The sequence below is a fragment of the Streptomyces sp. NPDC049541 genome, from assembly GCF_044465725.1.
In the GTDB taxonomy this organism is placed as follows: Bacteria; Actinomycetota; Actinomycetes; order Streptomycetales; family Streptomycetaceae; genus Streptomyces.
The window spans coordinates 25,171-51,275 of record NZ_JBITLY010000018.1; the positions used below are offsets into that span (position 1 = coordinate 25,171).

34 protein-coding genes and 1 tRNA gene are annotated in these 26,105 nt (G+C 68.8%); 28 read left to right on the forward strand and 7 right to left on the reverse strand.

Annotated features, from left to right (window positions below; translation table 11 throughout):
• The first annotated feature begins 41 nt into the window (after nt 1-41).
• Nucleotides 42-941 carry a Ku protein gene (locus ACIBW9_RS39940; RefSeq protein WP_398962998.1) on the forward strand — a complete coding sequence of 300 codons (900 nt, stop codon included), beginning with the start codon at nt 42-44 and terminating at the stop codon, nt 939-941.
• Here the strand turns inward: ACIBW9_RS39940 and ACIBW9_RS39945 are convergent.
• Nucleotides 938-1,276 carry a DUF6233 domain-containing protein gene (locus ACIBW9_RS39945; protein ID WP_398963001.1) on the reverse strand — a complete coding sequence of 113 codons (339 nt, stop codon included), beginning with the start codon at nt 1,274-1,276 and terminating at the stop codon, nt 938-940. The genes ACIBW9_RS39940 and ACIBW9_RS39945 overlap by 4 nt on opposite strands.
• Before the next feature lie 59 nt (nt 1,277-1,335).
• Here ACIBW9_RS39945 and ACIBW9_RS39950 point away from each other — a divergent pair, with 59 nt between their 5' ends.
• A complete protein-coding gene (locus ACIBW9_RS39950) occupies nt 1,336-1,599 on the forward strand; it encodes a hypothetical protein (protein WP_398963004.1) in 264 nt (87 codons plus the stop codon).
• A gap of 5 nt (nt 1,600-1,604) precedes the next feature.
• Here the strand turns inward: ACIBW9_RS39950 and ACIBW9_RS39955 are convergent, their stop codons facing one another.
• Complete coding sequence (locus ACIBW9_RS39955; RefSeq protein WP_398963007.1) at nt 1,605-1,844, reverse strand: hypothetical protein; 240 nt, start codon at nt 1,842-1,844, stop codon at nt 1,605-1,607.
• Nucleotides 1,845-2,024: 180 nt separating this feature from the next.
• On the opposite strand from ACIBW9_RS39955, the gene ACIBW9_RS39960 reads away from it, so the two are divergent.
• Together ACIBW9_RS39960 and ACIBW9_RS39965 are read left to right on the forward strand one after the other, a co-directional pair.
• Nucleotides 2,025-2,486, forward strand: coding sequence for a GntR family transcriptional regulator (locus ACIBW9_RS39960; protein WP_398963010.1), 462 nt, complete (start codon nt 2,025-2,027; stop codon nt 2,484-2,486).
• Nucleotide 2,487: 1 nt separating this feature from the next.
• Nucleotides 2,488-3,054 carry an HD domain-containing protein gene (locus tag ACIBW9_RS39965; protein ID WP_398963013.1) on the forward strand — a complete coding sequence of 189 codons (567 nt, stop codon included), beginning with the start codon at nt 2,488-2,490 and terminating at the stop codon, nt 3,052-3,054.
• Here the strand turns inward: ACIBW9_RS39965 and ACIBW9_RS39970 are convergent.
• The gene (locus ACIBW9_RS39970; protein WP_398963015.1) at nt 3,042-3,515 is read right to left on the reverse strand and encodes an NUDIX domain-containing protein; all 474 of its coding nucleotides are present in this window, start codon (nt 3,513-3,515) and stop codon (nt 3,042-3,044) included. The genes ACIBW9_RS39965 and ACIBW9_RS39970 overlap by 13 nt on opposite strands.
• Nucleotides 3,516-3,517: 2 nt before the next feature.
• Complete coding sequence (locus ACIBW9_RS39975) at nt 3,518-4,234, reverse strand: XRE family transcriptional regulator (protein WP_389937348.1); 717 nt, start codon at nt 4,232-4,234, stop codon at nt 3,518-3,520.
• An 807-nt stretch (nt 4,235-5,041) separates the two neighbouring features.
• Between ACIBW9_RS39975 and ACIBW9_RS39980 the strand changes: the two genes are divergently transcribed.
• From ACIBW9_RS39980 to ACIBW9_RS40075, 20 genes are all read left to right on the forward strand, one after another.
• On the forward strand, nt 5,042-5,335 hold the full coding sequence (locus tag ACIBW9_RS39980) for a hypothetical protein (RefSeq protein WP_398963018.1): 294 nt from the start codon (nt 5,042-5,044) through the stop codon (nt 5,333-5,335).
• Complete coding sequence (locus ACIBW9_RS39985) at nt 5,332-5,778, forward strand: Pycsar system effector family protein (RefSeq protein ID WP_398963021.1); 447 nt, start codon at nt 5,332-5,334, stop codon at nt 5,776-5,778. Before ACIBW9_RS39980 ends, ACIBW9_RS39985 begins: the two co-directional genes overlap by 4 nt.
• On the forward strand, nt 5,775-6,374 hold the full coding sequence (locus tag ACIBW9_RS39990) for a hypothetical protein (protein WP_398963024.1): 600 nt from the start codon (nt 5,775-5,777) through the stop codon (nt 6,372-6,374). Before ACIBW9_RS39985 ends, ACIBW9_RS39990 begins: the two co-directional genes overlap by 4 nt.
• Entirely contained in the window at nt 6,371-6,664 is a 294-nt protein-coding gene (locus tag ACIBW9_RS39995) for a hypothetical protein (RefSeq protein ID WP_398963027.1), read from the forward strand. Before ACIBW9_RS39990 ends, ACIBW9_RS39995 begins: the two co-directional genes overlap by 4 nt.
• Nucleotides 6,661-7,476 (forward strand): phosphoadenosine phosphosulfate reductase, encoded by an 816-nt coding sequence (locus ACIBW9_RS40000; RefSeq protein WP_398963030.1) that lies wholly within the window; start codon nt 6,661-6,663, stop codon nt 7,474-7,476. Before ACIBW9_RS39995 ends, ACIBW9_RS40000 begins: the two co-directional genes overlap by 4 nt.
• 63 nt (nt 7,477-7,539) lie before the next feature.
• Nucleotides 7,540-8,595, forward strand: a complete 1,056-nt coding sequence (locus tag ACIBW9_RS40005; RefSeq protein ID WP_398963033.1) for a hypothetical protein — start codon at nt 7,540-7,542, stop codon at nt 8,593-8,595.
• 200 nt (nt 8,596-8,795) lie between these two features.
• On the forward strand, nt 8,796-8,984 hold the full coding sequence (locus tag ACIBW9_RS40010) for a hypothetical protein (protein ID WP_398963035.1): 189 nt from the start codon (nt 8,796-8,798) through the stop codon (nt 8,982-8,984).
• A 116-nt stretch (nt 8,985-9,100) separates the two neighbouring features.
• Entirely contained in the window at nt 9,101-10,372 is a 1,272-nt protein-coding gene (locus ACIBW9_RS40015; RefSeq protein ID WP_398963037.1) for a hypothetical protein, read from the forward strand.
• A gap of 2 nt (nt 10,373-10,374) precedes the next feature.
• Nucleotides 10,375-10,767 (forward strand): hypothetical protein, encoded by a 393-nt coding sequence (locus tag ACIBW9_RS40020; RefSeq protein WP_398963040.1) that lies wholly within the window; start codon nt 10,375-10,377, stop codon nt 10,765-10,767.
• Between the two features lie 101 nt (nt 10,768-10,868).
• Entirely contained in the window at nt 10,869-13,367 is a 2,499-nt protein-coding gene (locus ACIBW9_RS40025) for a hypothetical protein (RefSeq protein ID WP_398963043.1), read from the forward strand.
• Nucleotides 13,368-13,393: 26 nt separating this feature from the next.
• Nucleotides 13,394-13,621 (forward strand): hypothetical protein, encoded by a 228-nt coding sequence (locus tag ACIBW9_RS40030; protein WP_398963045.1) that lies wholly within the window; start codon nt 13,394-13,396, stop codon nt 13,619-13,621.
• Between the two features lie 88 nt (nt 13,622-13,709).
• Nucleotides 13,710-14,234 carry a hypothetical protein gene (locus tag ACIBW9_RS40035; protein ID WP_398963048.1) on the forward strand — a complete coding sequence of 175 codons (525 nt, stop codon included), beginning with the start codon at nt 13,710-13,712 and terminating at the stop codon, nt 14,232-14,234.
• Between the two features lie 272 nt (nt 14,235-14,506).
• Nucleotides 14,507-14,722: a hypothetical protein gene (locus ACIBW9_RS40040; protein ID WP_398963050.1), complete on the forward strand. Its 216-nt coding sequence runs from the start codon at nt 14,507-14,509 to the stop codon at nt 14,720-14,722.
• Nucleotides 14,722-14,880, forward strand: coding sequence for a hypothetical protein (locus ACIBW9_RS40045; protein ID WP_398963053.1), 159 nt, complete (start codon nt 14,722-14,724; stop codon nt 14,878-14,880). Before ACIBW9_RS40040 ends, ACIBW9_RS40045 begins: the two co-directional genes overlap by 1 nt.
• Nucleotides 14,877-15,182 (forward strand): hypothetical protein, encoded by a 306-nt coding sequence (locus ACIBW9_RS40050; protein WP_398963055.1) that lies wholly within the window; start codon nt 14,877-14,879, stop codon nt 15,180-15,182. Before ACIBW9_RS40045 ends, ACIBW9_RS40050 begins: the two co-directional genes overlap by 4 nt.
• A 22-nt stretch (nt 15,183-15,204) precedes the next feature.
• Nucleotides 15,205-15,639, forward strand: coding sequence for a single-stranded DNA-binding protein (gene ssb, locus ACIBW9_RS40055; protein WP_398963058.1), 435 nt, complete (start codon nt 15,205-15,207; stop codon nt 15,637-15,639).
• 89 nt (nt 15,640-15,728) lie between these two features.
• Entirely contained in the window at nt 15,729-16,652 is a 924-nt protein-coding gene (locus ACIBW9_RS40060) for a bifunctional DNA primase/polymerase (protein WP_398963061.1), read from the forward strand.
• Nucleotides 16,653-17,007: 355 nt separating this feature from the next.
• Nucleotides 17,008-18,258 (forward strand): DUF3631 domain-containing protein, encoded by a 1,251-nt coding sequence (locus tag ACIBW9_RS40065; protein WP_398963064.1) that lies wholly within the window; start codon nt 17,008-17,010, stop codon nt 18,256-18,258.
• A gap of 143 nt (nt 18,259-18,401) precedes the next feature.
• A complete protein-coding gene (locus ACIBW9_RS40070; RefSeq protein ID WP_398963067.1) occupies nt 18,402-18,596 on the forward strand; it encodes a helix-turn-helix transcriptional regulator in 195 nt (64 codons plus the stop codon).
• Complete coding sequence (locus ACIBW9_RS40075) at nt 18,593-20,056, forward strand: tyrosine-type recombinase/integrase (protein ID WP_398963071.1); 1,464 nt, start codon at nt 18,593-18,595, stop codon at nt 20,054-20,056. The genes ACIBW9_RS40070 and ACIBW9_RS40075 overlap by 4 nt, the downstream gene beginning before the upstream one ends.
• 111 nt (nt 20,057-20,167) lie before the next feature.
• On the opposite strand, the gene ACIBW9_RS40080 is transcribed toward ACIBW9_RS40075, so the two are convergent.
• The 3 genes from ACIBW9_RS40080 to ACIBW9_RS40090 form a co-directional block, all read right to left on the reverse strand.
• A complete protein-coding gene (locus ACIBW9_RS40080) occupies nt 20,168-20,905 on the reverse strand; it encodes a hypothetical protein (protein WP_398963073.1) in 738 nt (245 codons plus the stop codon).
• Entirely contained in the window at nt 20,895-21,080 is a 186-nt protein-coding gene (locus ACIBW9_RS40085) for a hypothetical protein (protein ID WP_398963076.1), read from the reverse strand. Before ACIBW9_RS40085 ends, ACIBW9_RS40080 begins: the two co-directional genes overlap by 11 nt.
• A gap of 360 nt (nt 21,081-21,440) precedes the next feature.
• A tRNA-Arg gene (locus ACIBW9_RS40090) sits at nt 21,441-21,512 on the reverse strand.
• Between the two features lie 129 nt (nt 21,513-21,641).
• Between ACIBW9_RS40090 and ACIBW9_RS40095 the strand changes: the two genes are divergently transcribed.
• From ACIBW9_RS40095 to ACIBW9_RS40110, 4 genes are all read left to right on the forward strand, one after another.
• Nucleotides 21,642-22,160 carry a response regulator gene (locus ACIBW9_RS40095; protein ID WP_398963079.1) on the forward strand — a complete coding sequence of 173 codons (519 nt, stop codon included), beginning with the start codon at nt 21,642-21,644 and terminating at the stop codon, nt 22,158-22,160.
• Between the two features lie 99 nt (nt 22,161-22,259).
• Nucleotides 22,260-23,237: an ArgS-related anticodon-binding protein NrtL gene (gene nrtL, locus ACIBW9_RS40100; RefSeq protein WP_398963081.1), complete on the forward strand. Its 978-nt coding sequence runs from the start codon at nt 22,260-22,262 to the stop codon at nt 23,235-23,237.
• A gap of 16 nt (nt 23,238-23,253) precedes the next feature.
• Nucleotides 23,254-24,645 carry a diaminopimelate decarboxylase gene (gene lysA / locus ACIBW9_RS40105; protein WP_398963084.1) on the forward strand — a complete coding sequence of 464 codons (1,392 nt, stop codon included), beginning with the start codon at nt 23,254-23,256 and terminating at the stop codon, nt 24,643-24,645.
• A gap of 161 nt (nt 24,646-24,806) precedes the next feature.
• Nucleotides 24,807-26,105: a homoserine dehydrogenase gene (locus ACIBW9_RS40110; RefSeq protein WP_398963258.1), complete on the forward strand. Its 1,299-nt coding sequence runs from the start codon at nt 24,807-24,809 to the stop codon at nt 26,103-26,105.

A 26,105-nucleotide genomic window follows, 5' to 3' on the forward strand; every position in this document is an offset into this window, starting at 1 on the left:
TCTTAGGCTGTTGCTGCTCGGGGTTCTTGCGGAGGTTGGCCATGCCCCGAACGATCTGGAGTGGTGCGATCAGCTTCGGTCTCGTGACTGTTCCGATCAACGTCCAGGGTGCCACCGAGGATCATTCGATCCGCTTCCACCAGTACCACCTTGAGGACATGGGTCGGGTGCGGGTGAAGAAGGTGTGTGAACTGGAGGACCGCGAAGTCACGCAGTCGGAGATCGGCAAGGGCTACGAGTACGCCAAGGATCAGGTCGTCGCCATCAGCGATGCGGATCTGCGGGAGCTCCCGCTGCCGACCGCGAAGGCCATCGAAATCGAAGCCTTCGTGCCGCTCGACAGCATCGACCCGATCCGGATCGGCGAAGGCTACTACCTGGCGCCGGATGGGCTGGTCGCGGCGAAGCCGTACAAGCTGCTGGTGCAGGCGTTGGGCCGGTCGTCGAAGGTGGCGGTGGCGAAGTACGCCTGGTCAGGGCGAGAACGGCTGGGCCTGCTGCGGGTGAAGGATGACGTGATCGTGCTGCATGCGATGCGCTGGCCGGACGAGATCCGCGACCCCGCCGAGTTGCTGCCGCCGCCGACCGAGGTGTCGGATGCAGAGATCGAGGGCGCGCTCGCGCTGATGGAATCCCTCAGCCGCGACGATCTGACGGGACCGGAGTTCGAGGACGCCTACACCGACGCTATAGCGAAGATCATCGAAGCGAAGCGGGAACACCGCGAGCTGCCCGAGTCGCCGGAGCCCCAGGAACCGGGCAAAGTACTCGACCTCATGGCCGCCCTCAACGAGTCCGTCCAGCAGGCCAAGGCTTCCCGTGGCGAGGACGCCGACGTGCACGAGCTGCCGAAGAAGAAGGCCGCGGCCAAGAAGACCACGGCGAAGACCACGAAGAAGGCCGCCGCGAAGAAGACAGCACGCAGGCCGCACAGTGCTTAGTCCAGCATCCCCAGGGCGGTATCGGGCTGGCATTGCGGGCACGCTTTGACCCCGTCGGCGAGCGCCCGGCGAGCCTGATCCCTGCTGATGGCCCGACTGCGCTTGCCCGCGTTCCAGCAGTCCCCGGCGTGCACGTACACGGGTGCGGCGTGCCGGTTGAGTCCGAGTTCGATCAGCCACTCCGGCGCGGGCGGGCGGGCCTGGAGGCCGCGCTGTCGCTCGCCCTCGCGGCGCTCTTCGTCGGCGATCCAGCGGCGCGTACGGGCAAGGTCCCGTTCCTGCACGCGCTCCAGGAAGCGGAGCAGCGAGAGTCGCGACGGGACTGGATCGTTCACGTGTTCGATTCTATGATCACGGTGGCAATCTGCAATCCCCGAGGTCACCAGGAGGCGGCGTGGCCCGCGAGCGCATGACCCTGGCGGAACTCTTCCGACGGCACGGCGTCGACCCGGGCGCGCTGCCCCACACGTCAGCTTCGCCGCCGGACAGCGAGGTGAGGAAGCGCATCACGCAGGCGCCGCTACAGCCGTGTGCCGCCTGCGCGCGCGGCAAATTCGTCGTGTGGGTTGGCCAGTACGGCTCCATCCCTAGTACCCGCATCACGCTGGTCGACGAGGCCGAAGCCCGCACGCTGGCCGTCTGGCCCGACCCGGAGTAGCTCCGTCAGCCCTCCGGCTGGGGGTGCCGCACGACCCGCTTCACCGCCTGCTCGACCTCGTACCGAGACATGGCCACATCCTCGCGCGCCGCATACGCCGTGACCGACGCCTGAAAGGCCTCCGCCGCTGTACGCCAGGCCTTCCACTGCACGTCGTACGCCTCGCCGTCGAGGCTGGCGAGCTTCGCGTGCGCCTCCAGGGCGGAACGTTCCAGCTTGATCAATTCGTCGGAGATGTCTGCCACGACCTGGGATCTTAAATGCTCGGAGGGTTTCCCGACCGCAGCAAACGGTGGCGGACGCACACGGATTGAGGTGGATCGAGACCGGCCCCGCGCTTGCTCGTAGCCGTCCGGTCTCCCTCCGATGAGGGCGCGAGCCGTGGGATTCTGGGGTGACGACGGGCGAACGGAGAGGAAGAGCGAGTGTCGCAGCAGGCCAGCCCTCGGGGAACCTTCCTGAAGATTGCCGACTCAGTGAAGGTACTGATCGAGAGCGACCCGGAGATGACAGAGCTGCCGTCCCTGGCTGAGGTCATGCGTGAACACGGTGTCTCGCGCGGCGTCGCCATCCGCGCCTACGGAGTACTGCGGCAGGAAGGCGTGGCCGAACCTGCACCAGGCGAGCGGTGGCGCGTCGTGCGCTCGGGTGATCGAGTCGACCGGCGTCCGCTCGATCAGCGGATCGCAGACATCATCACGGCTGACGAACTCGAGGTAGGGGAAGCGTTCCCTAGTGCTTCCGTGCTCGCCGAACGGTTCGGGGTCTCCCGTCCCACGGTGACCAAAGCTCTGGAAAAGTTGGAAACCGCCGGCGTGCTGGCGGGGGGAGGACAGGGCAGGGTGCGGACAGTCCGCGCCGTGCCGACGCGAGAGGAGCGTTCGTAGCTTGCCGACGTTGACGGAGTGGGCCTATCCCCTGGCTGAGTCCCTGCTCGCCGAGCCGCTGCCGCGGCGGTGGAAGCACTGCCTAGGGGTTGCCGAGAGGGCACGCACGATCGCTCTCGTTCTTGGGCAGGATGCGGATCTGTTGGAGGCCGCGGCAGTACTGCACGACATCGGCTATGCGCCGGACCTGGCCAAGACGGGCTTTCACCCGCTCGACGGCGCCCGCTACCTCCGGGACGTGGCCAACGCCGACCGGCGCGTCATCAACCTGGTCGCCCATCACTCTTGCTCCTGGCTGGAAGCGGATGCGCGTGGCCTGCGCGAAGAACTGGAGGGCGAGTTCCCGCGCGAGAGCGCACACCTGAACGACGCGCTCTGCTACTGCGACATGAACACCACGCCGGACGGCACGCCTACGAACCCGATCGACCGGATCAACGAGATCGCTGGACGCTACGGGCCCGACAGCCTGATCGGAAAGTTCATCCGCCGCGCTGAGCCCGAGATCCACGCTTGCACGTCCCGCGTCCTCGAACGCGTCGCCGCCGCCAAGCGTCATCCGATGTAGGGAGCGGTACGCGTTCGATCCATGGCGTGCTCGATACGGAGCCGCATCGTGGGATGAACGTCCAGCTCTCGCAGGTCCGTTGGGTCGACCCAACGGACCTGCGTCGTCTCGTTGCTCGTACGCAACTCGCCGCCGACGGGCCGCGCGCGGAAGCAGATGCTGAACTGCTGCCGGACTTCGCCGTCGTCGTACCGCATAACGTGACCAGGGTCTGTGTAGATCCCGGACAGATCGACGACCTCCGCCTTGATACCGGTCTCTTCCCAGACCTCCCGAACCACCGTGTCACTGATGGACTCGCCCACGTCGTGGCCACCGCCGGGTAGCGCCCAGCGTCCGTTGTCGGATCGCTGGATCATGAGCACTTGTCCCGCATCGTTCTGGACGAACGCCACGACCGAGGGAACGACCGAGTTGGCCGGCGGAGCGTCCGGATCGTGCAGGTAGTCGATGCGCCCCATACTCAAGCTCCCGTGATGTCGTGTTCGGTTACTGGCCTGGCGCCTTCCCAGGTCTGCTGAACGCTGTTGGCGAAGGTGTCGAAGAGCCCACCTCCTGGAAGCCGCCGCAGGTGGAACACGGGCGCCATGTAGGCGCCAATGCCGTACACGTGGGTGTTGGCCAGCATCTCGTCATCGGCGCGATAGATCGAGTTGTAGAGCACCGTGTCATGCAGGCGGAAGGCAATCTCCGGGTGGCTGGTGAACAGCGGTCGGTAGTTGACCAGCGCGTTGCGGATCTTGCCGTCCATGATGCGGTGCCCTTCGTCGATGCCTCGACGGATGACTGCTTCGCACTCTGGGTCCCCCATCAGCACTCGGATGCGCACGCCGCTCTCCGCCTTCTCCTTCAGGGTCGAGAAGAACAGTGGATCCTCCGCCAGATAGATGCCGGCGTACACGAGGATGTCGATGCGCTCCGTGGCGCGCTCACACATCTCGCGCCAGAGGGTTGCCGGCACAACGTGCCGGTGAGGGTAGGCGGTCACGATCTCGGCCTTGCTCAGGTCAGTTGCGGATTCCTGAGTCCGGGAGTCGTCCCACAGCATCGTCACGTCAACCCGGAGGGCCGCCGCCGTTGCGTACTGGTGGCGCCTGTACGGCACCTTGCCCTGCGTGATCCAGCGCTCGATGGTCTTGGGGATCACCCCGATCTCAGCGGACAGGTCCTGGATCGTCATGCCGCGAGCTAACAGGGCAGACCTCAACCGTTCGTTGGACACCTTTACCCCCGCATGGACTTCTAGGGACTTCTTGACGGTAGCCACCTGATTTGGAGCTGTCCATGTAGGGGGTGACGAACTCCCCTGACCTGGGGCGATTCTGATTGTGCGCCAAGAAGTCCCGGCGCGAACACCGCAGGGTCCGCTATCGGTACTTGACGGGCCCCCATGCAGTACCTGTAAAACAGGTACTGCAACAGCAAGGCCCGCCGGACCCGCTCACACGCGGTTCGAGCGGAAGCAGCACCACCCGCCGACCGTCAGGCCGGAGGGGAGCGGCAGACGCAGCCTGTGGCTGCCAGACCCGGTGCGAACAACCTGGACAGCGGTCCACGAGCGCGGAACCGAACTTCGCAGGCTCGTGAGTGCACTGGCACTGAGACACCGAATCCCGAGCGAGGGCGACTCCCCGCGACGACCGGTCGGTGGATAGGACCGCGGCGGCACAGCTTCCAAGTGTCGCCACGAACGGACTAGGCAGTCCCTCACGTTGCGCGTGAGAGCCGAAACGGGCGATGTCATTGGAAGACACGGCCGCAGCGTCACAGACGCCCACGCGGCTGCACTTAGGCACGAGGGCGGGCCTGTCATGGGCCCGTCACTCGTCATGCGGGTAGGGCGCCGATCACGTCGGTGGCCTGCCCGTTTGATGAGCACTTCCGAGTTCCAACCGCGCCCCGTCCAGGTGCGGTTCCTTTCCCGCGGCGCGCGCCTGTTGAGGCTTCTCCAGGCGTTGTGGCCGCTCCACTGTGAGGAGAGACGCCCATGAAGTACATCGTTGCCGGTCATCAGGCCGTCACTGACGCGGAGTTCGCGGAACTGGCGCTCGGTACCCCGGTTGAACTGTGGCTGGGAGTGGAGGGAGAGAGCGACGAGGAGCGTGCGGCGCGTCTGGACGCAGCGCGTGACATCCTGGCCGACCCCGAGTACCGGGAGCTCCCGGACGATCTGATCCGCTTGGCCGCGCGGGTGGTTGAGGACCACCTGGACCTGTTCAACGTGGTCCCGCTGGTCCGCCCTGCCCGCCGCCGTGCGGCAGGTCGGGGGGTGGCTGCATGAGTGCCGCCGGACAGGGTCTGACGGCCGCGCACGCCGAGGTGAAGGCGGAGATTGCGCGGACCGACACCAAGACGGGTCTGCTGCTGGCATTCGTCGGCGCGGTGCTCGCCGGCGCGTGGACGGTGGCGCGCGACCTGCCGCTGAACGCCCCCGCGTACGTGGCGGGCGGACTCGGTGTAGCGCTCATGGTCGCGGCGGCCGGTCTGCTGCTGCGGTCGGTGCGGCCGAACCTGCGCGGGCGGCACGGCTTCCCGCTGTGGGCCACGCTGACGGCGGAGGAGATTCCCGCCGCGGTCTGCGGTGATCTCGCCGCGGACGTCGCGGGGCTGTCCCGGCTGGCGGTGGCCAAGTTCACCTGCCTGCGCCGCGCCATAGACCTGACGTATGCGGGTGGCGCCCTGCTCATCCTCGCGCTCCTGCTCACCGCCGGAGGTACGGCATGAACACCCCCGCTCCCGCTCCCGAGATGCTGGCCGACCACACCGGCACGCCGCGCCCCTTCCTGGACATGCCCTTGACCTACGAGCAGGCCCGGTTGGGCATGGCCTTCCATGAGGCCGGTCACGCGGTGCTGTCGATGGCCTACGGCATGCACGTCATCACGTCCGAGGTCATCGCCTGGGAGCCGGGGCCCGGCCGGTGGGCGGTCACCGGCAACACCGTGCATCAGGCGCAGAACACCTTGCCGTGGCACTACGCCGCGCAGTGCGCGGCCGGTGAACTCGCCCACGTCACCTACCTGATGACCTACGGACTGTGGACACCGGACCGTGCCTTTGCCTGCACGGCAGAGCACGACCGCGAGTTGGCCGTCGACACCCTCGCCCAGTTCGGCTACCGCCTCGGACGCTGGAGTGTCCCGGAGGGCGGCAAGTCCTGGGGGATGGTGCAGGGCATGGCACGCCGCAAGGTGACCCACCTGTGGCGCGAGATCCGCACCGTCGCGCACGCCATGAACGAGCACACCGTGCTCACCGGCTGCGAGATCGCCGCCCTGACCGGCCTGGTCAACCCCCCGTTCGAGGGGGACGCGGCATGACTTCTCAGCCGCCCGCCCCGGAAGGCCTCGCCCCAGCGGTCGTCGACCTGCTCACGGCCGTCGTGGAAGCGCTCGACCTGCCGCTGCCGTCCATCGACGACCGCGACGAGCGTGCCTACCACCGGCTGCTTGAGCGTCGTACCACCGTTGTACGCATCGCGCTCTCTTCACTGCTGGAATCCGCAGATCAGAGCATCTGCGGCGACGCCGCGTGGATCCGCGCCGCCGTCAGGGAAACGCCACTTGCCTACGCGGTGTTCGAACCGGCCCCGGACGGGGGTGCGGTGTGAGCGCCGAACCTGTCAAGGCATTCAGCTTCGGCGGTGGCGTCCAGTCGACTGCTGCTCTGGTCTTGGCAGCGTCCGGCGAGCTCGACTACCGCACGTTCCTGATGGCCAACGTCGGCAACGACTCCGAGCACCCCGGGACGCTGCGCTACCTGCACCAGTACGCCATCCCGTATGCCAAGGCGCACGGGCTTGAGCTGGTCGTCCTGGACCGCATCATGAAGCGCACCCGCACGGTCCGCACGCTGTATCAGGACCTGACCCGTGAGGGTTCACGGTCGCTGAAGATCCCGGTACGGATGTCCAACGGGGCCCCGGGCACGCGCTCGTGCACGGCCAGCTTCAAAATCGCGGTCATCGCCGACGAACTCAAACGCCGGGGCGCCACCGCGCATCATCCGGCCACGGTCGGGATCGGCATCAGCCTGGACGAGATCGCACGGGCCAACAAGCGGCGCTGCGAACCGCACGAGCAGATTGAATACCCGCTCCTTGAGCGCGGCATCCGGCGCATCGACTGCGCCCGGATCATCCGCCGCGCGGGCCTGCCCGTGCCGCCGAAGTCGTCGTGCTGGTTCTGCCCGTTCCACCGGCCGGAGACCTGGCACGACATGCGCCGCAACGAGCCGGAGCTGTTCGAGAAGGCATGCCAGCTCGAAGCGTTGCTCAACCGACGCCGCGACGAACTCGGGAAGGACCACGTGTACCTGACCCGGTTTGCACGACCGCTGCGCAAGGCCATCCCGGACGGCGTAGACACGCTGCCGTTCGACGAGCCGGACTCCGGCTGTGACTCCGGCTGGTGCATGACCTGACCGTGCCTGCCTGGCCGCGGAACAACGCCTCATCTGAAACCCCGATCGAGACAGGAAGGTCCGATGAACGAGATCCGAGAACGGTCCCTGAGCTGGGGGCAAGGCCTTGTGCTGGGTGCTGCCGCGGTGCCCATGGTCGCCGCCGGCGGCCTGGGCGCGTGGGGCACCTACACCAACATCACGTCGGTGTTCCACCGCTCCGCCACCGCGCTGGGTGTGGTCGCGGCCGGTGAGGGCGCCACCCTCGTCCTGGCGATGACCCTGGTGGGTTTGACCATGCTGGGTCAGTCCGCCCCGACGCCGGTCCGTATCGGGCTGTGGACGCTGCCCGCGGCGGCCTCGCTGACCGGCGCCGTCATCGCCCCGTCCGGCACGGACGCGGTGGTCTTCGCCTTCACCCCGATGGCCATGTCCGCCTCTGCGGAGGCCCTGGGTCTACTCGCCCGCCGGATCGTGGTCTACCGCACCGGCGTGGACGCCGAAGCCCAGCGCCGCAACGCGGCCGTCATGCAGAAACTCGCCTACCACCGGGCCCGCGCGGCCAACCACCCCGACGAGAAGGAGCGCAATGACTCCGAGCGGGAGTCCTGGAAGCTGGCAAAGAAGGTCGGCACCGGGGATGCCCTGCTCGGGGCGCGCCTGGTCGACGTGCAGCGGGAGCGGATGACGGCCGGCGCGGATGACGCACTGGCGGGCATGTTCGCCCTGCCCGTCACGGCCCCCGCCCCGGGCGTGACGGCCACCCCCGAGCGTCCCGCTGTCGAGGCCGCCGACGAGGAGGGCGTCACACCCCCCGTGACGGACCAGGACACGCAGGTCACAGGCGAATTGGAGACCGTGCCGCCGCAGGGCGTCACGCCCGTGACGGACCCCGTCACACCGCCCGTGACGCTGGACGAGATCGCGGCCGTCGCCGGCGTCGACGCCCCGCAGCCCGGTGAGCCGCTGAGCGACGCTCAACTCGTCGTCGTGCTGCGGCACCTGCGCTACAGCGACGATCCGCCGCTGTCCTACCGCCAGGCCGTCGCCGCGTTCCGCGAGGGCGGCTTCGTGGGCGGTGAACAGCGGGTGCGTAAGGCGTGGGGCTCGCTGATGTCGCACGAGGAATCCGAAGCCTGACCGTCGTCCGGCACGACGCAATGAAGGCCAGCCCAGGGCTAGTGGGCTGGCCTTCGTCGCGACTGCCGGAAGCAGTCGACCGCACCAGTGAAGCAGACCCGGTGAGCCCCGGCGAGCGGCACCCTCGCAGACCCGGAACGCAGACCCGGTGAGCCGAACCCACCAACCGACCGGACACGAGCACGAAGGGAGTTGAGCCGATGAGCGGCGCCGGTTACTGGTCCAAGGCGATCGCGAAAGCGGATGCCATCTCGCCCAAGGCGGGTGCGCTGAAGCGGCTGGACCGTTTCCGCGGGGCCGTCGCCAAGCTGGACCCGGCCATGCAGCTTCGCGCCTGGAACGAGCTGAAGGCAGCCGTCCAGACGATCACGGACAGGTACGCACGGTAATCGTTCACGTTCACGTTCACGCGGGGTGGACATGAACGATTCCCTGCCCTATACGCGTGCGTACGCGCACGGGCAGGCGTTCACGTCCCTCCGGTGACCACCCGTGAGGGGACAGCATGGAGATCCTGCTGCTCTGCGCCCTCGCCTTCCTGGCGGGCAAACAGAGCGAAGCGGAGTCGATGGGCCTCGGTCCGGCGGACCGGGCCCTGGCCAAGGAACAGCGCCGTCACGAGAAAGCGGTGCGGGAGATCGCGGACAAGCACGGCGTGCGGCCCCCGGCGCCCCTGCCGGGCGTCTCGCCGTGGAAGGAACCGGCCCCCGCCACGGGGGCCCCGGTCGTCCCGGACACCTTCCGCTCCGGCTACCGCAGCCACGTCCCGGTGGAACGCACCTACACCCCGATGGGCCGTCGCGCGGGACGGGCTGGCGCCTGGGCCGCGCGCGGCGTCGCCTGGGCCAAGGACACCGGCAAGAGCGCGGTGCGCGAGTACCGCGAGCGTCGCACGGCTGAGGGGCACGACGACCCCGCCCCGGTCCTGGTGCCCTTACCGCCGGCGCACCCGCCGGAGGTGCCGCCGATGCCGAAGGACGCGCCCACCGTCCACGAGAAGCCGGAGCCCACCGCGGGGCCCGGACCGCCGGAGCGGGAGAAACCCGCCGCCGACGAGACGCCGGAGGCCAAGCCGGAGCCCGCTCCGGTCGAGGAAGCCGCCAAAGAGCCCGCCACAGGGCCGGAGGAGGCCTCGGCGGCTCCGAGCACCACGGAGGCGGAGACAGCGCCGGAGACGGCCGCTGAGGAGTCCGGGGCGGTACCGGAGCCCCGCAAGCCGGAGGACGCGGCACCTGACCCGGCTACCGAGAAGGCGCCGGAGCCTGCGGCAGAAGAAACCACCCCCGCTACACCGCCGGAATCCGCCCCGGGTTCCGGAACGGCACGGACACGAAACGGAGTTGGCCGTATGGCAGCGGAAGTCACCTACGAGTCCGTCATGGATGAGAGCGACGAACTGTCGCTGATGTGCGACGAGGACGTGAAGGTCTACGACCGGATCGGCGTGCGCTGCGAGCGGGAGATCGGCCGTGCCGACGCCCTGATCGCCGACGCCCGGAACGCGGGTGTTGGCGAGTCCGTCATCGGCTGGATCTCCCGGGCCCTGGAGAGGTACCAGGGCATCCACGCCAGCCTGGACGAACTCAAGGACAACACCGTCGCCCAGGGCGAGGCCGTGGTGAAGGCCAAGACGCTGCTGGAGACCGGGCAGGGCGTCTACGCGGACATCGCCAAGGACATGGAGGACGTCGCCGACCGCGAGTTCTACACCTCGGACGCCGTCGACGGTGAGGACGTCATCGCCGAATCCGACCTCTACGAGACCCGGGGGGCCTGACCATGGGTGCAGCAAAGACCGTCGGCAGCGTCATCACCTATGCGGCCGTCCTCGCCCGTGCGGGCGCCTACGCGATTCGGGCCGCGCGCACCAAGTCGGCCGTGGAACGGCTTCAGGCGCGCTTCCAGGACCGGGCGGACTCCGCCCGCTACCTCTCCGAGGCGATGACCGTCCTGAACGTCGATGAGCCGACGACCACCGCCTACATGGAGGTCGCGACGCTCTCCGAGGCGATGGCCGCCAACGTCGGCAGGATCGTCTCCGAGGCCGACGGGCTGTCGAACGCGGCCGACGGGCTGAGCCAGGAGACCCAGTCACAGCACGGCCGGATGGCCGATGCCAACCGCACGCACTCCGTGCAGATGGCCGACCGGGAGTTCATCAAGCGCCACTGACCCGCGCCGCACGGGCGCAGACCGGAGACCACGAACACCGCTGAGGGCGGGGCCGTTGGAGCGGCCCCGCCCTCTGTCATCGCGAACGGAGTAGGAGCCCGATGACAGCAACGACCGTAGCGAACAAGGAAACCGAGAAGCAGGAGGTCAGCGCCCTGCGGTTGAAGGTGGCCGAACTCCAGCGCTCCCCGGGCCTGTATGCGGGGGGTGCCCTGGCCGCCGCGGGCGCCGTGCTCAGCGGCGAACCGTTGATAGTCACCACGCTGGGCACGAGCGCCGTGGCCGCCGGCTGGACGGCCCTGGGCATGCTGCCGGGGCCGTGGCGGTGGCTGCCCGGCCAGGGCGAGCCCTGGGAGTGGATGTGCCGCAGCAGCCGCCGGGGCTACCGCCGCAGCCTGCGCCGGATGCGCCGGCGCCTGAAGGTCGCACCGTACGAGCCGCTGCCCGGCTGGTACGCGCACCCCCACCGCCCCACCCTGGTACGGGCCGCGACCGCGGAAGTCCGCAAGCGCCGCTGCGAGGCGCTGCGCACCGCCTGGTCCCGGCTGCTGCCCGACTGGGAGCACGGCTGGTGGCGCCGGTACAGCCCGGCGGAAATGGCCCTGCGGGCCGGTCCTCTGGTGGCGCTGCCCGCCTCTGGCTACATAGAACTGCCCTGGTGGGGACGCCTCGTAGCGATGGCCGCGGGTTCCTCGTGGGGGGTGTGGGTGTGGGACAAGCCCGACCCGCGCACGACAGCTCCCGCCGCCGGGCATGACGTTGACTGGTACCTCACCCGGTGGGCGGAGTGGATCGCCGCCGACCGGGGCCCGCTGCCCGCCTCCAATCTCACCTCGGTCGAGCTGGACGAGGACAAGTTGACGGCGGTCATCGTCTCAACGACCGCCAAGTCGGCCTTGTCCGTGGGCCAGGACGAGGTCTCGATTGCCTTCGAGGTGCCGCCGCGCGCGGTGAACGTCTACCGGCCCGACGACATGGCCGCCAACCGGGCCAAGCTGACCGCGCGGCTCAAGCCGCTCACGGTCAAGGCGGGCGATGACCTGCCGTCGGTGTGGCAGGAGTACAACCCGTACGAGGGCAGTGAGCTGTACGGGGTGGAAGAGACCGACACCGGCCGCAAGTTCACGATCCTGCTGCCGCGCAAGGGCACGCCGGCCACGGCCGTGCAGCCCCGCACGATCGCCCAGGCGCTCGACATGCCGGGCGAGGAAGCCGTCTCGTGCCTGCACCTGCGGGCGCTGGACGCCCGCCGGATCGAGGTCAACGAGATGATCTCGAACCCGCTACAGGAGGGTGTGCCCCTCGACCTGGACGCGCTGCGCATGGACGCCAACGGCTACGTGACGGTCGGCCGCGACATCTACGGCCAGCCCGCCCGGTGGCGCCTGATGATCCCCAACGCGGGCAAGTTCGGCCTGTCCGGCACCCCGGGCATGTCGGCCGTGCACTCCTTCGACTCCGGCACCACCGGGGCGGGCAAGACCTCCCTGGAGGAAGCCCTGCTGATCTCCCAGGCAATCAACGGGTTCGTCTCGTGGGTGGCCGACGGCAAGGGCGGCGTGGGCTACGCCTCGTGGACCGATGACCTTGACTGGCTGGTCAAGTCGCCCCTGGGTTTCGCCCTGATGGCACAGGCCGCCTCCAACGTGGGCAAGCACCGGTTTGCCGAGCAGATGCGCATGCAGTGGCGGGATGCGGACGGCGACCTGGAGACGGGCCGGTCGTTCTTCGTGCCGGGCGAGCCGTTCGCGCCCATGGCGGTGACCTTCGACGAGTTCAACGAGATGGCCAAGGACGGCAGCCGCAGCAAGAACGCTGCCGCCGTTCTGCGGGGCGTCTCGCACCTGGGACGCCAGACCCGCGCCGCCGGCATTGGGGCGCGTGCCCATGTGCAGCTGCCCAACCTGGACGCCATCGGCTCCAACGCCGACGCCAACGCGGTCAGGGACATGCTCCAGTCCGGCAACATCGCCCTGTTCCGCACCGCGCGCACGGACGTGGACACCATGTCGCTGGGCTCGCGCACCCCCGAATTCCGCCTTGAGGCGATCCCCGAGACGTTCCCGGACGGGTCCGGCACCGGGGGCCTGTGCTACATCGCCGACGGCGGCGCCCAGTACACGCAGTCCCGCGTCATGTACCACCACAACGCGGCCAAGGTGTTCCGCACGCTGCCCCAAATGACTCTCACAGACCGTGAGGCGGACGCGGCCGGTATCGCCTACCTGCACCGCGACGAGTACCGGCACATGGACGCCACGGAGGAAGAGGCGTTCCTGACCGCCCTGCTCAAGTCCAAGTCCGGCAAGAAGAGTTCAGGCGCCGTCGTCATCGACATGCACAAGTCCGCGGCCCCGGTCGTCGAGGCCGACGCGAACGCGGACGTCGAGGACGAAGACCTGGACACCCTGGTGCCCCTTCCCCCGCGGGTCCGGGTCTGGAACGCCGTGGACGGCGGAGCCCGGCGCAACAAGCAGATCGCCGAGGTCACCGAGCTGAAGCCGTCCAACGTCGCCAACGTGACCGCGCGGCTCGAACGCCTCAACAAGCTCACGCAGGTCGGCCTCGACTGGCACACCGCCGAACGCCTTGACGCCTGACACAACCCTCGAAGCGGAGTACCCGAATGACCATCACCGCCACCGCCCTGTTCCTGATCATCGCCGCCGCTCTCGGCATCTGGATGTGGAAGGACCGCGGTTTCAAGAAGCGCGAGTTCATCGCAGTCTCGCTGTTCTGGATCTGCCTGGTCGCCACCCCGTGGGGCGGCAACGTCGTCAGCACCGTTCAGCACATGCTCGGCACCGGTGCCCAGACCGCCAGCCAGACCGTGAACAACGTCGGCAGCAAGTAGGCCAGTTCGGCACGAGACCGCCCCGCTCCGTTCCGGAGGCACGGGGCGGTCTCTGCCGTTCGAGCCGTCTCCCGAGCAAGGAGCGCACATGTCCCACGAGCTGACCCCCGAGGAGAAGGCGCATGCCGACGCGGAAGCAGCCCGGCTGATCGCCGACTGGATCAGCGACAACGGCCCCGTGGCCACCACCTACCGCGACACCACGCCCGTGCGTCCGACAGGAGCGCACCCCGTGGCGCAGCACGGACGGACCCCGATGAGCCAGAAGGCCACGGACATCAGCGGCGTGATGCTCGCCGCGGGCCTGGCCTCCCTCCCGATCGGCGGCATGACCGGCCTCGTGCTCTACGTGGTGGGGCAGACCAGCCCGGTCAACCTCGCCATCGGCGCCGGCGCCCCCGTCGGCCTGGTCCTCGCGGGCGGCATCGCCGCAAAGATGATCGGCCGCGCCGTGCGGGAGGGCGCGCAGGGTGTGGCCGCGGCAGCGTCCGCGATGCCCCCGGGCCAGGTGCACAACCACCACCACGGCCCCTCCTACATCGAGAACCGAAACATGCACCTCAACACCGAAACCCGATGGCTCGGCAAGACCCACAACGAGATCCACGGCTGAATCCCCAGGAAAACAGAGGTTCCCCAAGTAGCGACCGGCGGTCGCACCTGGAAGGAGGGACCCCCAGCCGTCTCCCGGAGAAGAGATCCCCTTCGGCCTCTGACGCACGCCTGTCATTGAGGGCTCGCACCCCCGAGGGTGCGAGCCCTCTCGCGTGCGCACTTCCGGACGCTCCGTCCAGTCCTCGCCCACCCGCCCCGGCACGGCATGCGAGCACTGAACAGGCCGCCCGGCCTCCCCCCACCACCCCACCCAGCGAAGGAGACCCCGTTGTGGCGAAAGCCCCGACCGTCATAGGTGTGCTCACCGAACCCACCCCACCCACCTGGTGGCAGGCCAACCGGCACAAAGTCCTCGCCATCGCCGGACTGCTCATCGGCCTGTACCTCGGCACGCACCAGGACGGAACCCACCAGACAACCCAGGTCCCGCACCCCGGCCACACCAGGCCCGCCCAATCCACGAGCGACACGAGCAGGGAGCGCTGATGGACATCGACCCGGACGAGATCGTCACCGTCGAACTGAGCTGGGACAACGACGGGTTGCCCACGACCTACACCGGTGACCTCACCCGCCGCCAGCTCGGGAACCTGCTCATGCAGGTCGACGACATGGCGGCCGAGACCGAGGAGCGCGCCGCGTGACCGGCCGTCTGCTTCGACTGCGCATCCGCGTCACCGACTGGCCCCGCCGGGCGCTGGTCCTGACCGACACCCCCGACCCAGACTGCACCAACTGCGAGGGGGAGGGCGCCGTCGAGTACGACTACGGCGACCCCGAGACCGGCGAGTACGACGGCACCGATTGGGAGCCCTGCAACTGCTGGGACGACACCCGCCGCTGGGTCCTGCTGCCCCTGCCGCGCCACCCTCGCGCGCTGCGCCGTCGCGACGACGGCCGCGACCCGTGGGCCCCCGACGGCTACAGCAACGAACCGCCCTTCTAACCCAACCAGTTCAGGAGACAGCATGTCGTTCGGAGAGACCCCGATCACCATCATCGGCAACCTGACCGCCGACCCGGAACTGAAGTTCACCGACTCCGGCCAGGCGCTCGCCAAGTTCACCGTCGCCTCCACCCCACGCACCTTCGACCGCGAGTCCAACCAGTGGAAGGACGGCACGTCCACGTTCTTCCGCTGCGCCGCCTGGCGCGCGCTCGCCGAACACGTCGCCGAATCCCTCGGCAAGGGCTCACGCGTGGTGCTGTCCGGCCGGATCCGGCAGCACGACTGGAAGACCCCGGAGGGCGACAACCGCTCCATGCTCGCCGTGGAGGTCGACGAGATCGGCGCGAGCCTGCGCTTCACGACCGTCACGATCAACGGCAAGCGCGGCAACGGTGGCGCCCCGTCCGATGACGCGTGGGCCACCGACGGCAACGCGCCCAAGCCGCCGTTCTAGACCCGCCCGGGGCGACCGCCCGATCTCGCCAAAGACACGCGGTCGCCCCGGCCAACCAGTCCGCAACAGACCTGTTGGAGGCATCCAGCATGACCCATCCCACCCGTATGCGGCGAGAACATCTGCTTGCCGCCGCCCTGGAAGCCGCCGCGCGCGGCTGGCACGTCCACCCGCTGCGCCCCGGCGGCAAAGGCTCCGCCCTGCACGGCGAAGCCGCCTGCCCCGGCATCGGCGAGTGCGCCGCCGGCCATGTGAAGTGGGAACAGCGCGCCACCACCGACCCCGACCGCATCCGCGCGGCCTGGTCGGAGGGCGCGTTCAACGTCGGCATCGCCCCGGGCCCCTCCGGCCTGGTCGTCGTCGACCTGGACGTGCCCAAGGACGAAGAGCGGAAGGGCAGTTCGGACGCGCCTTGCGGCGCGACGTCCTTGTTGGCGCTCTGCGAGCGCGCCGGAGTGTCCTGGCCGACTACCTACACGGTGCGGACGCCCTCCGGCGGCATGCACCTGTACTTCACCGCCCCGCCGGGCGTCCGCCTGCACAACACCGCCCGCACCCTGGCCCCGTACGTCGACACCCGCGCGTGGGGCGGCAACGTCGTGGCCGCGGGCAGCATCACCCCGCAGGGCGCCTACACGGTGGTCGACGACGTGCCCGCGGCCGTTCTGCCTGCGTGGCTCCTGCGCCACTTCCAGACCCCGCCCACGCGCGAGGCGGCGCCCGCCCCGCTGCTGATCCCGGGGCAGGCCACCCGCCGCGCCACGGTGGCGCTGGAACGCGAGACTGCCGCCGTCCGCGGCACATCGGAGGGCGGCCGGAACAACCGGCTGCTGGCGGGCGCCCGCTCGCTGGGACGGTTCGTCGCCTGGGGCGAGATCCCCCGGGACGTGGTGGAGGAGGCTTTTCAGGGGGCCGGCGAGGCGGCCGGACTGTCCGCCACCGAGTGCCGCACCACCATCCGCAGTGCCCTGGACTGGTCCCTGCGCACCGCCCGCCCCCGGGAGGCCGTGTGACCTCCCGCCGCGGGCCTGAAAAGCCTCTCGCGCCCGTATCGGGCCTCTCGCGCCTGTCTGCGCCCGCCCCGGACGGGGGCCGTGGCACGAAGAGCGACGGCCGACAGGCCGTCCTTTCATCCCTTCCCCCGGTGCAGAGCCACAGCGCCCCGTCGCGTGGTGACGGGCGCTTCCCCGTGGCCTGGCTCTGCATCTGCGCACCCCGAGGCATCACCCCAACCGCCACCTCGAAGTGCTTGTGCGGCAGGGACCGCAGCGCCGTCGGACACGCCAAGGTGCACGCCCTGATCGCCGACCACGAAGCCCACCGCGACGAATGCCCGCTCCGCACCACCCAGGAAAGGAGGAACGCCGCATGACCAGCACCACGACCCCCGAGCCGTCCATCGACGGCGCGGCCCTGCTTGACGAGGTCGAAGCGTTCCACCGCCGCTTCAACGTCTTCCCCCGCGAGGCCGCGTACGTCGCCGTCACGCTGTGGGACGCGCACGCCCACCTGATCGACGCCTTCGACGGCACCGCCCGCTTGGCGTTCCTCTCTCCGGAACCCGGATCGGGCAAGTCCCGCGCGTTGGAGATCGTGGAAACCCTCACCCCGCGCGCGGCCACCACGGTCAACGCCTCCGCCAACGCGCTGTTCCGGCTGGTGGAGGCTGAGGGAGGCACGCCGACGCTCCTCTTCGACGAGATCGACACCGTGTTCGGCCCCAAGGCCGGCGGCAACGAAGAGGTCCGCGGCTTCCTGAACTCCGGCTACCGGCGCGGGGCCAAGTCGCTGCGCTGCGTCGGTGACGGCTCGAACCAGAACACGGAGTGGTTCTCCTCGTTCTGCGCCGTCGCCATGGCCGGACTCGGCTCCCTGCCGGACACTATCCTGACCCGCTCGGTCATCATCCGCATGCGGAAGAAGGCCCCCAACGAGAAGGCCGAGCCCTACCGCCGGCGCGTCCACGAGAAGCAGGGCCATGCCCTGCGTGACCGGCTCGCCAAGTGGGCCGACACCATCCGGGACGACGTCGCCCAGGCCTGGCCGGAGATGCCCGAGGGAGTCTCCGACCGGCCCGCCGACGTGTGGGAACCGCTCCTGGCGGTCGCTGACGCGGCGGGCGGGCATTGGCCGGAGCGAGCCCGCGTGGCCTGCCTGGAGCTGGTCCGTGCCGCCGGGGAGGGGAACGGTTCCTCTCTCGGTATCCGGCTGTTGACCGACCTGCGCGACAAGGTGTTCTGCGGCGCCGAGCGCATGCCCACGGCCGTGATCCTCGAAGTCCTGCACCGGATCGACGACGCCCCGTGGGCGGACATGGACGGTAACGGCAAGCCGCTGAACGCCCGGATGCTGGCGAAGATGCTCGGGGAGTACGTCACGGCGAAGAACGAGCCGATCGGGCCCCGGTCGATCCGCACCGCGCAGGGCGTGCCCAAGGGGTACTACACGGAAGATCTCGCGGACGCGTGGCTGCGCTACTGCCCCCCGCCCCCCGAGAAAACCGCTACATCCGCTACATCCGCTACACCGCAGGTCAGCGGGGGTAAATCCGTAGCGGAAGAGCTTCCCGGCATCCGCTACATCACTCCCGAAGCCGCTACCGCTGACCGCACGGCATAGCGCCATCTATCCGCTACATCCCGCCCATCCGCTACACGCAACAGGACCCTGACCTGCGCTGTAGCGGATGTAGCGGATGTAGCGGATTCCTGAATAGGGCCCAGTACCAACTCTCGGACCAAAACTGAAGAGAGGACGGCGGCATGAGCGCCCGCACGCGGGACGAAAAGCTGACCATCAAGGAGGTCATCGCTGACCTCAGGGTCGCGCCAGCGACCTTCTACCGGTGGCGCCAACTCGGGAAGGCACCCCGTTCGATCAAGCTCCCGAACGGCGACATCCGCATCCGGCGGTCGGAGTATGAGCGTTGGCTTGCGGAGCGGGAGGACGCTGCGTGAGCACCGAGAACGACACCCCGGCCGGGCGCCCTCGTGGATCGGCCCAGCCGGGCTACTCCTTCGACGTCAAGCTGTGGAAGATCTCCAAGACCGGCCGTAAGTCCCGCCCATGGCGCCTTCGTTGGGTGGTGGCCGGTCAGGTGTTCGGCGATACGTTCGCCACGTACCCGCTCGCCGAGAGCCGACGCAACGAGCTGTGGCACGCCATGAACCGGCGCGGCGAAGCATTCGAGATCGAATCGGGACTGCCGGAGTCCGAGGTGCGCGCGGCGGCCGAGGCCGCCGAAGCAGCGGATGCTGAACCGGCGTTGCGGTGGTTCGAGTTCTGCCGGAAATACGTGGCAGGGCGATGGCGTACGGGCGCGGCCAAGACCCGTGAGGGCATGGCGGACGGCCTCGCGGCCGTGACGCTCGCCATGGTCAAGCGCGGGGACGGCACTCCCAGCAACGAGTTGCTTCGACTGGCCTTCAGGTGGGGGGTCGTGCCCGCAAACGCAGGAGAGGAACCGCCGGCCGAACTAAAGGCCGCGTTGGACTGGGTTACGACGGCCGATCGGCCGTTGGGCGACCTGGCCCACCCCGAGGTATTCGAAGACGTGCTCTACCGCCTCAGCTACAAGCTGGACGGCACTCCGGCGGCGGGCGATACGTACAAACGGCGCCGTCGCGCTCTGAACACCGCCCTCGAACACGCTGTGGTCGCCGGGGAGCTCCCGGAGAACCCGCTTCAGCGCACCCGCCGGAAGTACGTCGGCACGAACGACGTGGTGGACCGCCGCGTCCTGGTGAACGCCGTACAGGCGCGGCAGTTGCTCACGGCCGTCTCCTACATCGGATCGTGGGATCGCTGCCGTGGCCGGCGCCTGGTGGCCTTCTACGCGGTGCTGTACTACGCGGGGCTACGGCCCGCCGAGGCAGTCGGGCTACGACTGTCGGACTGCCACCTGCCCGAGTCGGCTTGGGGCACGCTGACGCTGAGGGAGACGCGCCCCGTCTCCGGTAAGCAGTGGACCGACTCGGGGGAGCGGCACGACCGCCGGGGCCTGAAGGCGCGGGAAGCATCCACCGATCGGCCAGTGCCGATCCCGCCCGTCCTGGTGGCCATCCTTCAGGCGCACTTGAACGAGTTCGGGACAGCCCAGGAAGGACGCGTGTTCGGCAACGAGCGGGGGGGAGTGGTCGGCTCATCGACCTACTGGCGGGTGTGGGAGGAAGCGCGGGAGTACGCGCTTCCACCGGAACGCGTCGATTCGCCGCTGGCCGGGCGCCCGTACGACCTGCGGCACGCGTGCATCACGCGGTGGCTGAACGCGGGGGTGCCCATCGCCGAGGTGGCCCGGCGGGTCGGTAACTCGCCGGAGGTGATCCACCGCCGGTATCACGGCTGTATTGACGGTCACGAGGAAGCCGCCAACGCAAAGATCACAAAGGCTTTGGAGGAAGAGGGCGACATGCAATGACCTGAGTAGGGGGCTGTGTGGACAGCCCCCTACTATCGGTTACGGACTCGCACCTCTGTTCCGTCATCATCAAGATCCTCCCGCGCAGCACCGATGAAATCCTGGACCAGCTCAGGGCCAGTAGAGGCGAGAGTCCACTCGTTGGGGTTCCATGTCTTTGGGAGGCTCGACGGTGTAACCCATCTCTCGCAGAGTCTCGGCAGCAGACTCATGAGCGTCGCGAACCGCGGACTTGAGTTGCAACACGCGCCACCTCCGGAGGTGCTGGTCTAGAACTGAGTCCCATCCGTCCTCAACATCGATGGCGAACTCTCGGACTAGCAGAAGTAGCACGTCTTCAAGCGCTGGCCTCAGTCTGTGGCCGCCGACTGGCAGGTGCATCTCTGACAGCCGAGGCAACTTGCCCTTCCGCATCATCGCTGCCGGCCTGCCTTTTTTCTTTTCGGCGAGGCGGAGCAGATAGGCCATCTCGTCCCGGTGAGCGTGCACCTGCAAGTGGGCTCCCGGAGGATTCTTTGAGTGGCGCAGGTATTCATAGCGAAGCAATGGGTCCTGCACACCCTCGAAGAAGACATGCACGTCAGCCCGATCGGCTGCGAGGTACATGTTCGGGCCGTCCCAGCAGCAGAAGTGCTGAACGTGGAGACTAAGACACCTCTCACCGTCGATCTTTATGGGGATACGCATACTTCGGCCGTCAGCGGCTAGTGGTGCAACCCTGATGCGGTTTCCAACGTTCAGGGCAGAAAAACGCGGGGAGTCCTGACCGAGGACTCCCCGCGTAAGGTCTGTCAGCGTATCGGCGAACTCAGCCGCCTTTTCGTCGAGCGTAGCTTCCTCAGCACTCACCGTTGAGAAGGTAGTCGATGCCCTCAATGGTGTGCCAGACATCCAGCTCGTCGCTACTCAGGCTGTAGTTCTCAGCTCGGTCGCGTAGCTCCTCGAAGGTCATGTGCACCTCTGCGAGCAGGCGTTCCCGTTGAGCTGTGAGTTCCGCAGGTGTCTTGCGGATCACGGTCGTCATGGGTGCTCCCTCATGGTGTTCAGAGGTCAAGTGAAGCAGGCACCTCTGACAATGACACTAGAGGCTTCGTTCGGACACGCCAAGTAGGCGACGACCAGGCAATCAGGCGCCCCGAGGGAGTGCAGGAAGCACGGGGAGTGCGGAGTAGCGAACCAGCGCTCCTTGCCGAGCGTCTGCGCCCTGCTTCCCGGGCCCGGAAAGCGACATCAGTTGCTATGCAGGCTCACCAAGCGTGTCGGAGGTGTGTCGCGAACACTGGGAGACAACGAGAGAGAGCGGGAGCCAGTGAGACTGACTCCCGCTCCCTCATGTCGGCATTCGCCCAGCTCAGCGCGCGATTCTTGCTGGCTGACTGGCGAGTGCCCCCGGCAGGATTCGAACCTGCGCACACGGCTCCGGAGGCCGTTGCTCTATCCCCTGAGCTACGGGGGCGTGATCGCTGCGCTGTGCGCGGCGACGGGTAGAACACTACCAGTTCATCCGGGGTGTTCATGAACGGGTTTCCGGCGTTGCCCGTTGTCGCCGCGGAGGGCGGAGGGGCGTCCCCCGCAAGGGCCGGAAGTGGGGAAAACCCGGACGCGGTGGCCGGTCCGGACCTACTCTCGAGTTGTGCCAGGCGCGTCGGGCCGGGTGCTTGTTGTGGACGACAACAAGGTCATCCGGCAGCTGATCAGGGTCAATCTCGAGCTGGAGGGTTTCGAGGTGGTGACCGCGGCTGACGGTGCCGAGTGTCTGGATGTCGTTCATCAGGTGCGGCCCGACGTCGTGACCCTCGATGTCGTGATGCCCCGGCTGGACGGTCTGCGCACCGCCTCCCGGCTTCGCTCCGATCCGCTGACCCGTGACCTTCCCCTCGTCATCGTCAGCGCCTGCACCTCGTACGAGGTCGAGACCGGGCTGGACGTGGGGGTCGACGCCTTTCTCGCCAAGCCCTTCGAGCCCGGCGAACTCGTGCGCCTCGTACAGCAGTTGGTCCAGAGGAAGAGGAGTGCACGGAGCAGGGGAGACGGCGGTGAGTCCGGGCTCGGGAGCGTTCTCGGGTTCGGGGAGGCCGAGCGGGCCGGGCGGGCCGGCGGCTGACCCGGGCGGAGGTTCTCCGTTCACCCGCCCCGTCCACATCCCGGACCTCTCCCGAAACCGGCTCGCCTACCCACCCCCCTCCTCCCATACGCTTGTGCCGTGACCCCCGTCGAGCTCTCCCGTACCGTGCTGCGCGCGGTGCGTCGTGCTGTCGACGAGGGGGAGCTGAGCGTGGCCGTACCGCAACGGGCCGCTGTCGTGCCGCCCGGGCCGGGTGGCTGCGGCGACTACGCCACCAACATCGCCCTGCAGCTCGCACGGCCCTCCGGGCAGCCGCCCCGGCGCGTCGCCGAGATCCTGCAGCAGCACCTCGCCCGTACGGACGGTGTGGCGGACGTCGTCGTCACGGGGCCGGGGTTCATCAACATCAGCCTGCAGGGGGCATCCGCATCCGCCGCCGCGCTCACTCGCGAGATCCTCCGCGACGGGACGGCTTACGGTCACAGTGACGCCCTCGCCGGTGCAGTCGTCGAACTGCGCATCCCCTACGACGTACGGGCCGAAGTCGTCGCCGACGCCCTCGTGCGCATCGTCGGCTCCCAGGGCGGCCGCGTCGAGGTCGACCATCGCGAGCCGGTGAACCTCCGGCCCGTCCCGGCCCCCGACGACCCCGCACTCCTCGGTCCCGACGCCGCCCGCTGGGCGCTGCTGTACCCCGCCGCCCACGACCGGCCCCGTATCACCGCCGATCATCTGGTCCAGCGCGAGAGCAACCCTCTCTTCCGTGTCCGTTACGCCCACGCCCGCACCCGGGCCCTCAGCCGTAACGCCGCCGACCTGGGCTTCACCCCCGAGCCCGGAGACGTACGAGAGGACATGGCCACCCTGCTCGCCGTCCTCGCCGACCATCCCCGGGTTCTCGCCCGTGCGGCCGCACAGCGCACGCCCGACAGTCTGGCCCGGCACCTCGTCACCGTCGCCGATGCCGTTCTCGCCGTCCTTCCGGTAGTGCTGCCGCGCGGTGACGAGAAACCCTCGGCCGCCCACCGTGCCCGGCTCGCGCTCGCCGAAGCCGCCGGGGCGGTGCTGGCCGGCGGCCTGTCCCTGCTCGGCATCGACGCACCCCACCACCTCTAGAGAGCCAGCAAAGAAGATGAGCCGTTCCGCACACCCCGCCGGGCCCCGTCACGCCGACGTCCTCCCCGAGGGCCACTACTCCGCCCCGCCCACCGACCTCAACGTCCTCGACCCCAAGGTCTGGTCCCAGACGGTCACCCGTGACGAGGACGGCGTGACCACCGTCGGCGGCATCGACGTGAAGACCATCGCCGAGCAGTACGGCACCCCGGCCTATGTCCTCGACGAGGCCGACTTCCGGGCCCGGGCGCGGGCCTGGCGCAGCGCCTTCGGCGCCGACGCCGACGTCTTCTACGCCGGAAAGGCGTTCCTGTCGCGTGCCGTCGTGCGGTGGCTGCACGAGGAAGGGCTCAATCTGGATGTGTGCTCCGGGGGTGAGCTCGCCACCGCCCTGTCCGCGGGCATGCCCGCCGAGCGCATCGCCTTCCACGGCAACAACAAGTCCGTCGACGAAATCACCCGGGCCGTCGAGGCCGGTGTCGGGCGGATCGTGCTCGACTCCTTCCAGGAGATCGTCCGCGTCGCCCACATCGCGCAGGAACGCGGCAAGCGGCAGCGCGTGCAGATCCGTATCACCGTGGGTGTGGAGGCGCACACCCACGAGTTCATCGCCACCGCCCACGAGGACCAGAAGTTCGGGATCCCGCTGGCCGGCGGGCAGGCCGCCGAGGCCGTGCGGCGGGCGCTGCAGCTCGACGGGCTCGAGCTCATCGGGATCCACAGCCACATCGGGTCGCAGATCTTCGACATGTCCGGCTTCGAGGTCGCCGCACACCGGGTGGTCGGGCTGCTCAAGGACATCCGCGACGAGCACGGAGTCGAGCTGCCCGAGATCGACCTCGGAGGCGGGCTCGGGATCGCGTACACGAGCGACGACGATCCCCGTGAGCCGCACGAGATCGCCAAGGCCCTCACCGAGATCGTCACGCGCGAGTGCGAGTCGGCCAGGCTGCGCACCCCGCGCATCTCCGTCGAGCCGGGACGGGCCATCGTCGGTCCGACGGCCTTCACGCTCTACGAGGTCGGCACCATCAAGCCCCTCGACAACCTCCGTACCTACGTCTCCGTCGACGGCGGTATGTCGGACAACATCCGCACCGCGCTCTATGACGCCGAGTACAGCGTCGCTCTCGTGTCGCGGACGAGCGACGCCGAGCCCATGCTCGCCCGGGTCGTCGGCAAGCACTGCGAGAGCGGGGACATCGTGGTGAAGGACGCGTTCCTGCCCTCGGACCTGGCACCGGGTGACCTCGTCGCCGTGCCGGCCACGGGTGCGTACTGCCGTTCCATGGCCAGCAACTACAACCACGTGCTCCGGCCGCCCGTCGTCGCCGTGAACGACGGCGAGGCGCGGGTCATCGTCCGCCGTGAGACGGAGGAGGACCTCCTGCGGCTCGACGTCGGATGAGTCGGACGTCAGGGAAACTCCCGACGGGGTGAAAGATCTCCTGTGTTTCACCCCCCTACAAATGAAATAGATGTCTCACGATCCGGACATAGGACAGGAACTCCCGTCCGGTGAGTGAGACTGGTCCCACCGTAGACGGTATGAGGAAACGAGGTCGGATGATGCGTACGCGTCCGCTGAAGGTGGCGCTGCTGGGCTGTGGGGTTGTCGGCTCAGAGGTGGCGCGCATCATGACGACGCACGCCGACGACCTCGCCGCCAGGATCGGGGCGCCCGTCGAACTGGCCGGTGTCGCCGTGCGCCGGCCCGACCGGGTCCGTGAGGGCATCGACCCGAACCTCGTCACCACCGACGCCACCGCGCTCGTCAAACGCGGCGACATCGACGTCGTGGTCGAGGTCATCGGCGGCATCGAGCCGGCCCGCTCCCTCATCACCACCGCCTTCGAGCACGGCGCGTCCGTCGTCTCCGCCAACAAGGCGCTGCTCGCCCAGGACGGTGCCGCTCTGCACGCCGCCGCCGAGGAGCACGGCAAGGACCTCTACTACGAGGCCGCCGTCGCCGGCGCCATCCCGCTGATCCGCCCGCTGCGCGAGTCCCTCGCCGGTGACAAGGTCAACCGGGTGCTCGGCATCGTCAACGGGACGACGAACTTCATCCTCGACAAGATGGACAGCACGGGGGCCGGGTACCAGGAGGCGCTCGACGAGGCCACGGCGCTCGGGTACGCCGAGGCCGACCCCACCGCCGACGTCGAGGGCTTCGACGCCGCCGCGAAGGCCGCCATCCTCGCCGGCATCGCCTTCCACTCGCGGGTGCGGCTCGACGACGTCTACCGCGAGGGCATGACGGAGGTCACCGCGGCCGACTTCGCCTCGGCGAAGAACATGGGCTGCACCATCAAGCTCCTCGCCATCTGCGAGCGGGCGCAGGACGGCGAGTCGGTCACCGCGCGCGTGCACCCCGCCATGATTCCGCTGAGCCACCCCCTCGCCTCCGTGCGCGGCGCGTACAACGCCGTGTTCGTCGAGTCCGACGCGAGCGGGCAGCTCATGTTCTACGGGCCCGGTGCCGGCGGTTCGCCGACCGCGTCCGCCGTGCTCGGCGACCTCGTCGCCGTCTGCCGCAACCGGCTCAGCGGGGCAACGGGGCCCGGCGAGTCGGCGTATGCCGCGCTGCCCGTGTCGGGCATGGGTGACGTCGTCACCCGCTATCACATCAGCCTCGACGTGGCGGACAAACCGGGTGTTCTCGCCCAGGTGGCGACCGTCTTCGCGGAGCACGGTGTGTCGATCGATACGGTTCGCCAGCAAGGCCGGCCAGAGGGGGACGGCGACGCATCGCTCGTCGTCGTCACCCACCGCGCGTCCGACGCCTCCCTCTCCGGGACCGTCGAGGCGCTGCGCAAGCTCGACACCGTGCGGGGTGTCGCCAGCATCATGCGGGTTGAAGGAGAGTAA